The organism is Streptomyces sp. NPDC001941 (assembly GCF_040296945.1).
Taxonomy (GTDB): Bacteria; Actinomycetota; Actinomycetes; order Streptomycetales; family Streptomycetaceae; genus Streptomyces.
In genome coordinates this window covers 43,955-57,255 of the sequence record NZ_JBEOYE010000017.1, presented here as the reverse complement: position 1 = coordinate 57,255, position 13,301 = coordinate 43,955, and the positions used below count along the sequence as shown (strand labels likewise).

Sequence of the window (13,301 nt, the reverse complement as noted above, 5' to 3'; positions counted from 1 at the left end):
TACTCGTCTCCCGTAGACGTCCCGACACCCGGAGGAATGGGGTCCCATGAGCAAGCGCGCACTCCTGGAGGTGATCGCCCTCGACGCCGAGGACGCGATCGCCGCCCAGTCCGGAGGAGCGGACCGGCTCGAACTGGTCACCGACATGGCGGCCGACGGCCTCACCCCGTCCCGAGAGACCTTCGGGCGCATCAGGGCCGCCGTGGACATCCCGCTGCGCGTGATGCTGCGGCTGGCCGACGGCTTCGCCGCCGGTGACGTGGACCGCCTGGTGAAGGCCGCGCGCGAGCTGCGGGCGGAGGGCGCGGACGAGTTCGTGCTCGGCTTCCTGGACTCCGTGGGCAACGTCGACCTGGTCGCCGTCGAGCGGCTGGTCGCCGAGCTCGAAGGGTGCCGCTGGACCTTCCACCGCGCCATCGACCGCGCCGCCGACCGCGACGCCCTGCGCAAGTCCCTCGCGGACCTGCCCGGTCTGGACACCTACCTCACCGCCGGGTCCGCCGACGGTGTGGACGCGGGCCTGGACACCCTGCTGACCGAGGCCGCGCGCGCGGGCGAGCCCGGTTACGGGGCCCGCATCCTGGTCGGCGGCGGGCTCCGGCTCCAGCACCTGCCGCAGCTGAAGGCGGCCGGGGTGGACGCGTTCCACATCGGTGGCGCCGCCCGCCCGCGCGGCTGGGACGCGCCGGTGTCGCCGGTGGCCGTCCAGGAGTGGCGCCGGGCCCTCGACGCGTAACCCCTGGCCCTCCGGCCGTGGGCGCCACCTCTCAGGGGCGGCGCCCACGGTAGGTGGGCCGCCAGGGTGGCGCGGGGCACGGCTATCGTCGTCGCATGGCCGACCATCACGTGCTGCGGGCCCGCTTCTCCCAGGCCCTGGAGGCCGCCCGCCAGGGCGGGGGCCCCGACCCCCTCCCGTACGCCGACAACCTCCTCGCCCGCTGGGCCGAGCCCCAGCGCCGGTACCACACCACCGCGCACCTCACCGCGGTCCTCGACCACGTCGACACCCTGGCCGGCCACGCCGAGGACCTCCAGCTGGTCCGGCTCGCCGCCTGGTTCCACGACGCGGTCTACCGCCCGGACCGCTCCGAGAACGAGGAGCGCAGCGCCGCCCTGGCCGAACGGGCCCTGCCCGAGGCCGGGTTGACCCCCGAGGCCACCGCCGAGGTGGCCCGGCTGGTGCGGCTGACCGTCACCCACGCCCCCGAGGACGACGACGCCAACGGCGCCGTCCTGTGCGACGCCGACCTCGCGATCCTGGCCTCCGCGCCCGACGCCTACGCCGCCTACGCCGCGGCCGTGCGCGAGGAGTACTCCTTCGTCCCCTCCGACGCCTTCCGCGCGGGCCGCGCCGACGTCCTGCGCCAGCTGCTCGCCCTGCCGCGCCTCTTCCGCACGCCGTACGGGCGGTCGGAGTGGGAGGAGCAGGCCCGCGAGAACCTGTCGACGGAGTTGGGGCTGCTGACCCCGTAGGCCGTGGACGCAGACGGTCGGCGTGGTGGTCCTCTCACTTGCTGAGACGGTCCCCGACCCGGGAATGTAAGGGACGTGACAGCCGTTGACCACTGTCATGCCCGAATCCGCCTCCGCACCCCCGTCCCTACCCACGAGTACGCGCATGCCCCTGGCCGTCTACATCCTCGGCCTCTCCGTCTTCGCCCTCGGCACCAGCGAGTTCATGCTCTCCGGGCTGCTTCCGCCGATCGCCGAGGACATGCACGTCTCCATCCCGCAGGCGGGCCTGCTCAACTCCGCCTTCGCGATCGGCATGGTCGTCGGCGCGCCGCTGCTCGCCGTCGCCACCCTGCGGCTGCCCCGCAAGGCCACCCTCATCGCCCTGATCACCGTCTTCGGCCTCGGCCAGGTGGCCGGCGCGCTGGCCCCCACGTACTCCCTGCTCTTCGCCTCCCGGGTGATCAGCGCGCTCGCCTGCGCCGGGTTCTGGGCGCTCGGCGCGGCCGTCGCGATCTCCATGGTCAAGGTCAACCAGCGGGCCCGCGCGATGGCGGTGATGATCGGCGGCCTGTCCATCGCCAACGTCCTCGGCGTCCCCGCCGGAGCCTTCCTCGGCGAGCAGCTGGGCTGGCGCTCCGCCTTCTGGGCGGTCGGCGTGGCGGCGGCGGTCGCCCTGGTCGGCGTCCTCACCAAGATCCCGCACATCCCGCTCCCCGCCGAGCGGCCCGAACTCCGCCGCGAACTGCGGATCTACGGCGACCGCCAGGTCTGGCTCGCCGTGGTGATCACCGCCCTCGCGGCGGGCGGCGTGTTCTGCGCCTTCACCTACCTCTCCCCGCTCCTCACCGAGGTCTCCGGCCTCGACGCGGGCTGGGTGCCGTGGGTGCTCGCCCTGTTCGGCGTCGGCGCGCTGGTCGGTACGACGATCGGCGGCCGGGTCGCCGACGCGCACCTCTTCGGCGTGCTGCTCAGCGGCATCACGGGCTCGACGCTCTTCCTGGTCGCCCTCGCCCTGTTCGGCTCCAGCCCGGTGGCGGCGAGCGCGCTGGCGTTCCTGATGGGCGTCTCGGCCTTCTACACGGCCCCGGCGCTGAACGCCCGCATGTTCAACGTGGCCGGCGCGGCCCCGACCCTGGCCGGCGCCACCACCACGGCGGCCTTCAACCTGGGCAACACGGGAGGCCCCTGGCTGGGCGGCACCGTGGTGGACGCGGGCTTCTCGTACGAGTCCACCGCCTGGGCCGGAGCGGCGATGACGGTGGTGGCCCTGGGCGCCACGGCGGTGGCGCTGCGCGTCCACCGGTCGCGCTCCCGCGTGGTGACGGGCTCGGCGCACCTGGAGTCGCCGTCGTCCCTGGCCCCGGTGGAGTAGCGGAGCAGGCGGCCCGACACGCGAGGTGCCGGGGGGTGTGGGGGCGGAAGGCCTCTACACCCCCCGCTCTGCTTGGGGGGTGGGGGGCGGAGTCCCGTGGGGCCGGAGTCCCGTGGGGGGCGAAGTCCCGGGGAGCCGACGTCCCGGGGGGCGACGCACCGTGGGGGGGCCGAAGTCCCGGGGAGCCGACGCCCCGGGGGGGGCCGACGTCCCTACACTCCCCGTCGCTTGGGCCGCCGCAGGCCCGCCCCCGTCAGGCGCCGCAGCAGCTCCTTCGGGCCCACCTCCACGGCCCCCGCCGCCACCGCGTCCGCGTACCGCGCCTCCGGGACGTCGTAGTGGTCCCGCTCGAAGGCCCTCGGCGGGCAGCCGATCGTCGCGGCGAAGGCGTGCAGTTCCTCGTACGAGACGTCACTCACCAGGTGCGACCACATCCGCCCGTGCCCCGGCCACATCGGGGGGTCGATGTACACGGTCACGACCCGGACCCCGGGCCCGGCACCGTCTCCAGGCCCCCCACCGGCGCCACGACCACGCCGGCCTTCCCGCACACCCAGTGCGGGTCCGGGCCCAGCTCCGGTTCCACGTCCAGCGCGTGCGGGTCCCCGTCGCAGACCGGGCACAGCGGCCAGCGGCCGTACCGCTCCAGGAGCGCGTCCTGCACGTCCTGGGCGACCAGTCCGGCCACGTACTCCGCGCCCTGCGGCCACTGCTCGACCCACCAGCGGCGCCCGGTCACCGCGTCCTCGACGAGCGACACCACGTCCGCCCGCGCCACGTCCCGCGCCGCCAGGTCGGCGAGCACCAGGGCCCGCGCCGCGTGCAGGGCCTGCTCCAGGGGCTTCACGTCGTCCGTCGAGTCGTCGTCCATGCCGTCCATTGTCGCCCCGGACGCCGACACGCCTCCCGGGGACCACCAGGCCCCCGCGCCGGACACCACGGGACCTCGGCCCCGCCCGCCCCCGGGACCTCCGCCCCCTTGACGCCTCCGAGCGGCCGAAAATATCTTTCAGGCGTGACCAATGAAGTGAAGGAAATTTTCAGCGGCTCGGGCGCCGACGCCCCGCCCGCCCCCGCCGCCCTCGCGGCCAAGGTGCGCACGCTGGCACCCTCCATGACCCGCTCCATGCAGCGCGTCGCCGAAGCCGTCGCGGGCGACCCGGCCGGCTGCGCCGCCCTCACGGTCACCGGCCTGGCCGAGCTCACCGGCACCAGCGAGGCCACCGTGGTGCGCACCGCCCGGCTGCTCGGCTACCCCGGCTACCGCGACCTGCGCCTGGCGCTGGCCGGGCTCGCCGCCCAGCAGCAGTCCGGCCGCGCCCCCGCCGTCACCGCCGACATCGCGGTCGACGACCCGATCGCCGACGTGGTCGCCAAGCTCGCCTACGACGAGCAGCAGACCCTCGCCGACACCGCCGCGGGCCTCGACACCGTCCAGCTCGGCGCCGCCGTCGGCGCCCTCGCCGGGGCCCGCCGCGCCGACATCTACGGGGTGGGCGCCTCCGGCCTGGTCGCCCAGGACCTCGCCCAGAAGCTGCTGCGCATCGGCCTGGTCGCGCACGCCCACAGCGACCCGCACCTGGCCGTCACCAACGCCGTGCAGCTGCGCTCCGGCGACGTCGCCATCGCCATCACCCACTCCGGCTCCACCGGCGACGTCATAGAGCCGCTGCGGGTCGCCTTCGACCACGGCGCCACCACCGTGGCGATCACCGGCCGCCCCGACGGGCCGGTCAGCCAGTACGCCGACCACGTGCTGACCACCTCCACGGCCCGCGAGAGCGAGCTGCGCCCGGCCGCGATGTCCTCGCGCACCAGCCAACTGCTCGTCGTGGACTGCCTGTTCGTCGGTGTCGCGCAGCGCACGTACGAGACGGCCGCCCCCGCGCTGGCCGCCTCCTACGAGGCGCTCGCCCACCGCCACTCCCCCCGCACCCGCTGAACCCCGAAAGAGCCGCGCACCCATGACGACGTACTCCGACCTCCAGGCCCAGCTCGCCACCCTGACCACCGAGGCGTTCCGCCCCGAGCTCGCCGAGATCGACCGTCTCTCCACCCTCGACATCGCCCGCACCATGAACGGCGAGGACGCCACCGTGCCCGCGGCCGTGCGGGACCGGCTGCCGGCCATCGCCGCCGCGATCGACGCCACCGCCGAGCGGATGGCCCGCGGCGGCCGGCTCGTCTACGCGGGCGCGGGGACCGCCGGGCGGCTCGGCGTGCTGGACGCCAGCGAGTGCCCGCCCACCTTCAACACCGACCCCTCCCAGGTCGTCGGCCTGATCGCGGGCGGCCCGAGCGCCATGGTCACCGCGGTGGAGGGCGCCGAGGACTCCAAGGAGCTGGCCGCCGCCGACCTGGACGGCCTCGGACTGACGGCCGACGACACGGTCGTCGGGATCTCCGCCTCGGGCCGCACGCCGTACGCGATCGGGGCCGTCGAGCACGCCCGGCGCCTCGGCGCGCTCACCATCGGCCTGTCCTGCAACGCCGGTTCGGGCCTGGCGGCCGCGGCGGAGCACGGCATCGAGGTGGTCGTCGGACCCGAACTGCTCACCGGCTCCACCCGGTTGAAGGCCGGTACGGCGCAGAAGCTCGTCCTCAACATGATCTCGACGATCACCATGATCCGCCTGGGCAAGACGTACGGGAACCTGATGGTCGACGTGCGCGCCTCCAACGAGAAGCTCCAGGCCCGCTCGCGCCGCATCGTGGCCCTCGCCACCGGCGCCCCCGACCAGCGCATCGAGACGGCCCTCGCCGAGGCCGGCGGGGAGGTGAAGACGGCGATCCTGATGATCCTGGCCGGCGTGGACGCCCCGACGGCGAACGCCCGCCTCGGCCACGCGCGCGGCCACCTCCGCGCCGCCCTGTGACCGGCCCTCCTCCTCCGCACGCCCCTCTGCACAGCAAGGCCGCACCATGAGCACCGCAGAAGACAAGCACCGCGCCACGGCCGCCGCCCTCCTCCCCCTGGTGGGCGGCGCCGGGAACGTCACCTCCGTCGCCCACTGCATGACCCGCCTCCGCCTCGGCCTGCGCGACCGCTCGCTGGTGCGCGACGAGGAGCTGAAGGCCCTGCCCGCCGTCCTGGGCGTGGTCGAGGACGACACGTACCAGATCGTCCTGGGCCCGGGCACGGTCGCCCGGGTCACCCCCGCCTTCGAGGCGCTGGTGGCGGAGGAACGCCCGGCCGCCCCCGCGCACACCGCGGAGGAACTGGCGGCGCAGGGCGCGGCGTTGAGGGCCGCCCGCAAGGAGCGCAACGCCACCCCCGTCAAGCTCCTGCTGCGCAGGATCGCCAACATCTTCGTCCCGCTGATCCCGGCCCTGATCGGCTGCGGCATCATCGCCGGGCTCAACGGCCTGCTGGTGAACCTCGGCTGGCTGCCCGCCGTCACCCCGGCCCTCGCGGCGATCGCCAGCGGCTTCATGGCGCTGATCGCCGTCTTCGTCGGCTACAACACCGCCAAGGAGTTCGGCGGTACGGCGATCCTGGGCGGCGCGGTCGCCGCGATCATCGTCTTCCCTGGCGTCGCCAAGGTGGACGCCTTCGGCCAGACGCTCTCCCCCGGCCAGGGCGGCGTGCTCGGCGCGCTGGGCGCCGCGGTGCTCGCGGTGTACGTGGAGAAGTGGTGCCGCCGCTGGATGCCGGAGTCCCTGGACGTCCTGCTCACCCCGACCCTGACGGTGCTGGTCTCCGGCCTGGTCACGCTGTACGGCCTGATGTTCGTGGCGGGCGAGGTCTCCCGCGCCATCGGCGACTTCGCGAACTGGCTGCTGGCCAGCGGCGGCGCGGGCGCGGGCTTCGTACTCGGCGGCCTCTTCCTGCCGCTGGTGATGCTGGGCCTGCACCAGGCGCTCATCCCGATCCACACCACGCTGATCGAGCAGCAGGGCTTCACCGTGCTGCTGCCCATCCTGGCGATGGCGGGCGCCGGGCAGGTCGGCGCGGCCATGGCGGTCTACCTGCGGCTGCCGCGCAACGAGTCGGTCCGCCGCACCATCCGCTCGGCGCTCCCGGCCGGCTTCCTGGGCGTGGGCGAGCCGCTGATCTACGGCGTCTCGCTGCCGCTCGGCCGCCCGTTCGTCACCGCCTGCGTGGGCGGCGCGTTCGGCGGCGGGTTCGTGGGCCTGTTCAGCATGCTGGGCGACCAGGTGGGCTCGACCGCGATCGGCCCGTCCGGCTGGGCGCTCTTCCCGCTGCTCGACGGCAACGCGGGCCTGGGCACCACGATCGCGGTCTACGCGGGCGGGCTGCTCACGGGCTACCTGGTCGGGTTCGCGGCGACGTACTTCTTCGGCTTCAGCAAGCAGATGCTGGTCGACCTGAACGCCGTCCCCGCGCCCACCCCGGACCAGAACCGGACGAACCCGGCGCCCGAGCCGGTCGGCGCCTGACCCTCCCCGCAGCTCCCCACCACCCCCGGGGTTATCGTGCTGCCAGCGATCACGCGGGAACCAGCGACCACGCTGACGGAACCGCGCGGAGGATCGCCGCGGCAGCCCCGACCGGGCGCCGCCTCATGACCTGTGGGGGGTCCCTTGAAGCGCTCTGCGCGCCCGCTGCCGCACGCCCTGACGCGTGCGGCAGCGGTCTTCGTACTGTCCGCGGGTGCCGTCGCACCCGCCCTGGCCGTCGCACCCGCCGCGTACGCGGACGGGGTGACCGTCAGCCGTACCACCACCTCCGACGACGGACGCCTCGACATCGGCCTGCCGGCCGACGCCCTGTGGGTGAAGGTCAGCGTCCTCGCCTCCAAGGAGCCCGGTGCCGCCGTCCTGGCGTCCACCGACGAACTGACCTGGCGCGGCGGGGGCTGGACCACCGACGCGGCCCTGCGGCTGCCCGCGGGCACCGCCTACGGCGACTACCCGGTGGGCGTCGAGTACCGGATGCCGAACGGCACCGTCCAGCGCTGGACCGGCGGCAGCTACAGCCACAAGCTGCACACCGGGGTATCCGGTCTGGCCTTCGACCGCGCCAGCACCGACTACGACCACCGTGACGTGGTCCTGAGCGGCAAGGTCAACGCCTTCGACGCGGCCACCGGCACCCGGGAGCCCGCCCGGGCCGGCACCCGCGTGCAGATCGCGGTGCACCTGGCGAACCGGACCAGCACCTTCTACGCCCTCAGCGACGCGGACGGCTCCTTCGCCCTCCCGTTCACCCCGGGCGACGCGGTCCGCGGCGGCACCGCCACCGTGGTCACCCCGGCCGCCGACACCGACCCCGACGACCCGGCGCGGCTGCCGGACGTCGACCTGGAGCAGACGCAGTACCGGATCAGCGCCGAGACCGGCCGGTACCGGGTCCAGCAGGGCCAGCCCGTGACCGTCACCGGCCGGGCCGAGCGGCTGACCGACGACGGCTGGAAGCCGTTCACCGGGGCCGAGGTCGTCTCCTCCATGGAGCGGCCGAACGGCGCGTGGGCGGACGTGAAGGTGGGCAGCGGCACGGTCAAGGCCGACGGCACCTTCACGTACACCGGCAAGGCCCTGAGCACCGGCGACGTCAACACCTTCGTGAAGCCGTCCCCGTACTTCGAGTCGCAGCCCTTCGACCGCAGCGAGATCGCCGTCCCGAAGCCGTTCGTCTTCTCGAACGTCACGGTCGCGCTCGACGCCTACGGCACGCTCCGCGTCGGCGGGCGCGCCCTGCTCGGCGGTTCCTACTGCACGAACGAGCCGATCGTCCTGCAGTACTCCGTGGACGGCCGCACCTGGCGCAACCTCGACTCGGTGGACTCCGGCGACTCCGACTGCGGCTTCGCCTTCGAGGGCGGCGGCTTCATCGCCGCGTACTACCGCGTCTGGCACCCCGAGACGGACACCTACCGCGAGGCGGTCTCCAAGCCGGTCCACCAGACCCGCGTCCAGACCCGCTTCCTCGGCGCCGGCTACTCCACCACCAAGCCCAGGACGAACGCCGCGTTCACCGCGTCCGGCACGGTCCAGCGGTACGTGAACAAGAAGTGGCAGGCCTACCCCGGCGCCCGCGTCACCCTGGTCTTCAAGCCCAAGGGCGAGACCGACTGGTACTGGGTCACGAAGGGCAAGACCGCCTCCAACGGCAGGTACTCCCTCAAGGGCAAGGCCTACGGGGACGGCTCCTGGGCCGTGGTGACCGAGCCCGCCAACGGCTACTTCTACAGCGAGACGAAGGTGACCTACATCGATGCGCGCTGACCTGACCGGCCGGCCCGCCCGGCTCACCCTCGTCGCCGCGGTCGCGGCGCTCTCCCTGGCCGCCACCACCGCCCCGGCCCTCGCGGCCGACGAACCGGTCGCGGTCGGCATCGGCCGCGCCGTCACCGACCAGGCCGAGCGCGGCACCTTCGGCGTCACCGCCTGGACGGACGCGCCCGGCGCCACGCTCGTCTCGGTGTCGGCGAAGGTCCGGCGCGGCGACACGGTCGTCGCGGAGCTGCCCGCCCTGGCCGGGGCCCCGGGCGCCGAGGGCCGGTTCACCGTGCCCGCCGGCACCCCGCTGAAGCTGACCGAGGACGGCGGCGACATCCCCGCCCTCGGCGCGTACGCGATCGACGTCACCGCCACCGACAGCACCGGCGCCACCGTGACCCGGCGCGACGCGGGCACGCTGGACTTCACCCTGCGTCCCGTGCTCGTCCTGCCGGACCTGCCCAAGCCCACCTGGCAGGACCCCAACGCCCGCCCGCAGGGCACCCTGGTCGGCATCCAGCCCGGCTCGCGCGACGAGGTCCCGCTGGCCGGCCGCACGGTCTCCTTCGACCGGGTCCCGGCGGCGGGCGACACCAGGACCGCCGTGACCACGGACACCGGCGCCTTCGCGTCCGCGCCGTTCCCGCTGGCGACGCCCTCGGGCGAGTTCCGCGCCTCCTTCTCGGAGGACAGCGCGGAGGTCCACGGCAGCACCGCGGCCACCCGCTCGGTGTGGCAGTCCCAGCCCCGCCGCGTCACCGTGGCCGCGAGCGCCGACCGCACCCGGGTGCTGCCCGGCGAGGGCGTCACCGTCAGCGGCCGGGTCCTCGACGGCACGGACCCGCTCGCGGGCGTGGTCATCTCCGTCGGGCTGGGGCGCGACGGCCACCGCCAGGGCGCGGGCAGGAACGTCACCACGGACGCGGACGGGCGCTTCACGGCGACGCTGACGTCGGTGCCGGGCAACGGCCTGAACTCCTGGTCGGCCGTCCCGGTGGACGGCTGGCTCAGCGGCGACGCCTCCGGCCCCCTCGCCCTGCCCGCCGAGTCGAAGATGGTGGCGCACAGCGCGTCGCTGGGCGCCGACGGACGGGTCGTGGTGAGCGGCGCGTTCAGCCCGAAGCTCCAGAGCAACCGCGTCGACGGCCAGGACCAGCAGGTCCAGGTCGAGTACTCGGCCGACGGCCGCACCGGCTGGAAGGCGCTGGGCTCCGGCTGGTCCTCGGTGAGCACCCCGTACAACTCCTGGTACAACACGTTCCAGGTCGTCGGCACCGGCGGCGCCTCCGGCTCCTACCGGGTCCGCCACCTGACCAGCGACCAGTACGCGGAGAGCGTCAGCCAGGTCTTCTCCATGGGCCGCACCACCACCCGCCTGCCGGACGTGAACGCCACCCCGGAGCCGGTGAAGAAGGGCGCCGCCCTGGCCGTCACCGGCACGCTCCAGGAGTACGTGAACAAGTCCTGGCGGGCCATGCCCAAGCAGAAGGTCCAGCTGTGGTTCCGGGCCGCCAACAGCTCGTCGTTCAAGCTCCAGCTGTCGACGACGACGGACGCCAAGGGCAAGGCCGTCTTCCGTACCAAGGCGACGGTCGACGGCTCCTACCTGATCCGGTACTTCGGTGACGGCACGCACTTCAACTCGACGGCCACGGCCGACGCGGTCGACGTGCGCTGACGCCGGTCCCCGGCAACGACGAAGGGCGGCACCCCCCTGGGAGAGGGGGTGCCGCCCTTCGTCGTGTCAGGACGGGTGATCAGCCGGGGCCGATCAGAAGTCCATGTCACCGCCGGGCATGCCGCCCGGAGCGGCCGCGGCGGCCTTCTCCGGCTTGTCGGCGATGACGGCCTCGGTGGTGAGGAACAGCGCGGCGATCGACGCGGCGTTCTGCAGCGCGGAGCGCGTCACCTTGGCGGGGTCGATGATGCCCTCGGCGATCATGTCGACGTACTCACCGGTGGCGGCGTTCAGGCCGTGGCCGACGGGAAGGTTGCGCACCTTCTCGACGATAACGCCACCCTCCAGGCCACCGTTGACGGCGATCTGCTTGAGCGGGGCCTCCAGGGCGAGCTTCACGGCGTTGGCGCCGGTCGCCTCGTCACCCGACAGCTCCAGCTTCTCGAAGACCGAGGAGGCCTGCAGCAGGGCCACGCCACCGCCGGCGACGATGCCCTCCTCGACGGCCGCCTTCGCGTTGCGCACGGCGTCCTCGATGCGGTGCTTGCGCTCCTTGAGCTCGACCTCGGTGGCGGCACCGGCCTTGATGACGGCCACGCCGCCGGCCAGCTTCGCCAGGCGCTCCTGGAGCTTCTCGCGGTCGTAGTCCGAGTCCGAGTTCTCGATCTCGGCGCGGATCTGGTTCACGCGACCGGCGACCTGCTCGCTCTCGCCGGCACCGTCGACGATGGTGGTCTCGTCCTTGGTGATGACGACCTTGCGGGCGCGGCCCAGCAGGTCCAGGCCGGCGTTCTCGAGCTTGAGGCCGACCTCCTCGGAGATGACCGTGCCGCCGGTGAGGATGGCGATGTCGTTCAGCATGGCCTTGCGGCGGTCGCCGAAGCCCGGGGCCTTGACGGCGACGGACTTGAAGGTGCCGCGGATCTTGTTGACGATCAGCGTCGACAGGGCCTCGGCCTCGACGTCCTCGGCGATGATCAGCAGCGGCTTGCCCGACTGCATGACCTTCTCCAGGAGCGGGAGCAGGTCCTTGACCGAGGAGATCTTGGAGTTGACGACGAGGATGTACGGGTCGTCCAGGGACGCCTCCATACGCTCCATGTCGGTCGCGAAGTACGCCGAGATGTAGCCCTTGTCGAAGCGCATGCCCTCGGTGAGCTCGAGCTCCAGACCGAAGGTCTGCGACTCCTCGACGGTGATGACGCCTTCCTTGCCGACCTTGTCCATGGCCTCGGCGATGAGCTCGCCGATCTGGGTGTCGGCGGCGGAGATGGAGGCGGTGGAGGCGATCTGCTCCTTGGTCTCCACGTCCTTGGCCTGCTCCAGCAGGGCGCCGGAGACGGCCTCGACGGCCTTCTCGATGCCGCGCTTGAGGGCCATCGGGTTGGCACCGGCGGCCACGTTGCGCAGGCCCTCGCGGACGAGCGCCTGGGCGAGGACGGTGGCGGTGGTCGTACCGTCGCCGGCGACGTCGTCCGTCTTCTTGGCGACTTCCTTGACCAGCTCGGCGCCGATCTTCTCGTACGGGTCCTCCAGCTCGATCTCCTTGGCGATGGACACACCATCGTTGGTGATCGTGGGGGCGCCCCACTTCTTCTCAAGGACGACGTTGCGACCCTTGGGGCCAAGGGTGACCTTGACGGCGTCGGCGAGCTGGTTCATGCCGCGCTCCAGGCCGCGCCGGGCCTCCTCGTCGAACGCGATGATCTTGGCCATGTGAAGTGGTCCTCCCGGACGGGGTGGATTTCTCCGGATCGGCACCCGTGCCCGCGACGGACGGCCGGCTCGCCGTGTGGTTCCTTCCCACCCGGGTCGCCGACCTCACAGGACCGATCCAAGTTCTGTCACTCTCACTCGGAGAGTGCTAACGCCAATGATTAGCACTCGCCCTAGGAGAGTGCAAGCGACTTCGAGGAGCTGCCCTCTCGACGTGCGAGCGGACCCGGCCGGGGCACGGTCCGGACGCGGCCCGGACCCGGCCCGGACCCGGCCGCGACCCGGGGTCGGCGCCCCCGGGTCGCGCCCCGGGACGCGTCCCCCGGGCAAGCGGAAGGGCCCGCGTCCGGTGGACGCGGGCCCTTCTCACGTTGCTGCAGTCAGTCGGCGCTTCAGCCGGCTACGCGGACCATGTCCGCCTGCGGCCCCTTCTGGCCCTGCGAGATCTCGAATTCGACCCGCTGACCCTCTTCAAGGGTGCGGTACCCGTCCATCTGGATCGCGCTGTAGTGGACGAATACATCCGCACCACCGTCGACCGCGATGAAGCCGTACCCCTTCTCCGCGTTGAACCACTTGACGGTGCCCTGAGCCATGCCTAACTCCCCTATTACTGGCCCTTGCACAGGACCGCACTTCGCGGGCCCGGGTCAGACCTCGCCCGCCGACAGGTAGCGGACGTGCGCCGGAACGCGTCGACCGCCGCTGAATGTATCTGTCCAACTGCCGTCTGCAACAGGTCAATCGGACGAGAATTCTGGGCACGGCCCATCGGAAGAATGCGGTGAATTCCTTGAATTCCAGGGCAAGTCGGGCCCGGCAAAAACCACATAAGGGGCAACGTGCTCGAACACTTTGGCTGCTTCTTGTCGCGCGAGGGGCGCACTCGGATATGCG

12 protein-coding genes are annotated in these 13,301 nt (G+C 73.0%); 8 read left to right on the top strand and 4 right to left on the bottom strand.

Features of this window, described 5'->3' with window-relative positions; all coding sequences use genetic code 11:
- Positions 1–46 precede the first annotated feature (46 nt).
- From ABT160_RS14895 to ABT160_RS14885, 3 genes are all read left to right on the top strand, one after another.
- The gene (locus ABT160_RS14895; protein WP_351647506.1) at positions 47–736 is read left to right on the top strand and encodes a copper homeostasis protein CutC; all 690 of its coding nucleotides are present in this window, start codon (positions 47–49) and stop codon (positions 734–736) included.
- A gap of 95 nt (positions 737–831) precedes the next feature.
- Positions 832–1,473, top strand: coding sequence for an HD domain-containing protein (locus tag ABT160_RS14890; protein ID WP_351647505.1), 642 nt, complete (start codon positions 832–834; stop codon positions 1,471–1,473).
- Between the two features lie 145 nt (positions 1,474–1,618).
- Positions 1,619–2,827, top strand: a complete 1,209-nt coding sequence (locus tag ABT160_RS14885) for a Cmx/CmrA family chloramphenicol efflux MFS transporter (protein WP_351647503.1) — start codon at positions 1,619–1,621, stop codon at positions 2,825–2,827.
- A gap of 212 nt (positions 2,828–3,039) precedes the next feature.
- Here the strand turns inward: ABT160_RS14885 and ABT160_RS14880 are convergent, their stop codons facing one another.
- Both ABT160_RS14880 and ABT160_RS14875 read right to left on the bottom strand, forming a co-directional pair.
- A complete protein-coding gene (locus tag ABT160_RS14880; RefSeq protein WP_351647501.1) occupies positions 3,040–3,306 on the bottom strand; it encodes a DUF4031 domain-containing protein in 267 nt (88 codons plus the stop codon).
- Positions 3,303–3,698, bottom strand: a complete 396-nt coding sequence (locus ABT160_RS14875; protein WP_351647500.1) for a DUF8819 family protein — start codon at positions 3,696–3,698, stop codon at positions 3,303–3,305. The genes ABT160_RS14880 and ABT160_RS14875 overlap by 4 nt, the downstream gene beginning before the upstream one ends.
- A gap of 144 nt (positions 3,699–3,842) precedes the next feature.
- Here ABT160_RS14875 and ABT160_RS14870 point away from each other — a divergent pair, with 144 nt between their 5' ends.
- The 5 genes from ABT160_RS14870 to ABT160_RS14850 all read left to right on the top strand — a co-directional run bounded on the left by ABT160_RS14870 (position 3,843) and on the right by ABT160_RS14850 (position 10,688).
- On the top strand, positions 3,843–4,769 hold the full coding sequence (locus ABT160_RS14870; protein WP_351647498.1) for a MurR/RpiR family transcriptional regulator: 927 nt from the start codon (positions 3,843–3,845) through the stop codon (positions 4,767–4,769).
- Between the two features lie 22 nt (positions 4,770–4,791).
- Positions 4,792–5,703, top strand: a complete 912-nt coding sequence (gene murQ / locus ABT160_RS14865; RefSeq protein ID WP_351647496.1) for an N-acetylmuramic acid 6-phosphate etherase — start codon at positions 4,792–4,794, stop codon at positions 5,701–5,703.
- Between the two features lie 46 nt (positions 5,704–5,749).
- Complete coding sequence (locus ABT160_RS14860; RefSeq protein ID WP_351647494.1) at positions 5,750–7,228, top strand: PTS transporter subunit EIIC; 1,479 nt, start codon at positions 5,750–5,752, stop codon at positions 7,226–7,228.
- 144 nt (positions 7,229–7,372) lie between these two features.
- Complete coding sequence (locus ABT160_RS14855; RefSeq protein WP_351647491.1) at positions 7,373–9,016, top strand: hypothetical protein; 1,644 nt, start codon at positions 7,373–7,375, stop codon at positions 9,014–9,016.
- Positions 9,006–10,688: a hypothetical protein gene (locus ABT160_RS14850; RefSeq protein WP_351647489.1), complete on the top strand. Its 1,683-nt coding sequence runs from the start codon at positions 9,006–9,008 to the stop codon at positions 10,686–10,688. The genes ABT160_RS14855 and ABT160_RS14850 overlap by 11 nt, the downstream gene beginning before the upstream one ends.
- A 93-nt stretch (positions 10,689–10,781) precedes the next feature.
- Here ABT160_RS14850 and groL read toward each other — a convergent pair whose 3' ends face one another.
- Both groL and ABT160_RS14840 read right to left on the bottom strand, forming a co-directional pair.
- The gene (gene groL, locus ABT160_RS14845) at positions 10,782–12,404 is read right to left on the bottom strand and encodes a chaperonin GroEL (protein ID WP_351647488.1); all 1,623 of its coding nucleotides are present in this window, start codon (positions 12,402–12,404) and stop codon (positions 10,782–10,784) included.
- A gap of 392 nt (positions 12,405–12,796) precedes the next feature.
- Positions 12,797–13,000, bottom strand: a complete 204-nt coding sequence (locus ABT160_RS14840) for a cold-shock protein (protein WP_003986833.1) — start codon at positions 12,998–13,000, stop codon at positions 12,797–12,799.
- Positions 13,001–13,301: the final 301 nt, after the last annotated feature.

Excerpts from the sequence above, each read along its gene's own strand:
- ABT160_RS14895 (WP_351647506.1), top strand. The coding sequence starts at position 47 with ATGAGCAAGCGCGCACTCCTGGAGGTGATCGCCCTCGACGCCGAGGAC.
- ABT160_RS14890 (WP_351647505.1), top strand. The coding sequence starts at position 832 with ATGGCCGACCATCACGTGCTGCGGGCCCGCTTCTCCCAGGCCCTGGAG.
- ABT160_RS14885 (WP_351647503.1), top strand. The coding sequence starts at position 1,619 with ATGCCCCTGGCCGTCTACATCCTCGGCCTCTCCGTCTTCGCCCTCGGC.
- ABT160_RS14875 (WP_351647500.1), bottom strand. The coding sequence starts at position 3,698 with ATGGACGACGACTCGACGGACGACGTGAAGCCCCTGGAGCAGGCCCTG.
- murQ (WP_351647496.1), top strand. The coding sequence starts at position 4,792 with ATGACGACGTACTCCGACCTCCAGGCCCAGCTCGCCACCCTGACCACC.
- ABT160_RS14860 (WP_351647494.1), top strand. The coding sequence starts at position 5,750 with ATGAGCACCGCAGAAGACAAGCACCGCGCCACGGCCGCCGCCCTCCTC.
- ABT160_RS14850 (WP_351647489.1), top strand. The coding sequence starts at position 9,006 with ATGCGCGCTGACCTGACCGGCCGGCCCGCCCGGCTCACCCTCGTCGCC.
- groL (WP_351647488.1), bottom strand. The coding sequence starts at position 12,404 with ATGGCCAAGATCATCGCGTTCGACGAGGAGGCCCGGCGCGGCCTGGAG.
- ABT160_RS14840 (WP_003986833.1), bottom strand. The coding sequence starts at position 13,000 with ATGGCTCAGGGCACCGTCAAGTGGTTCAACGCGGAGAAGGGGTACGGC.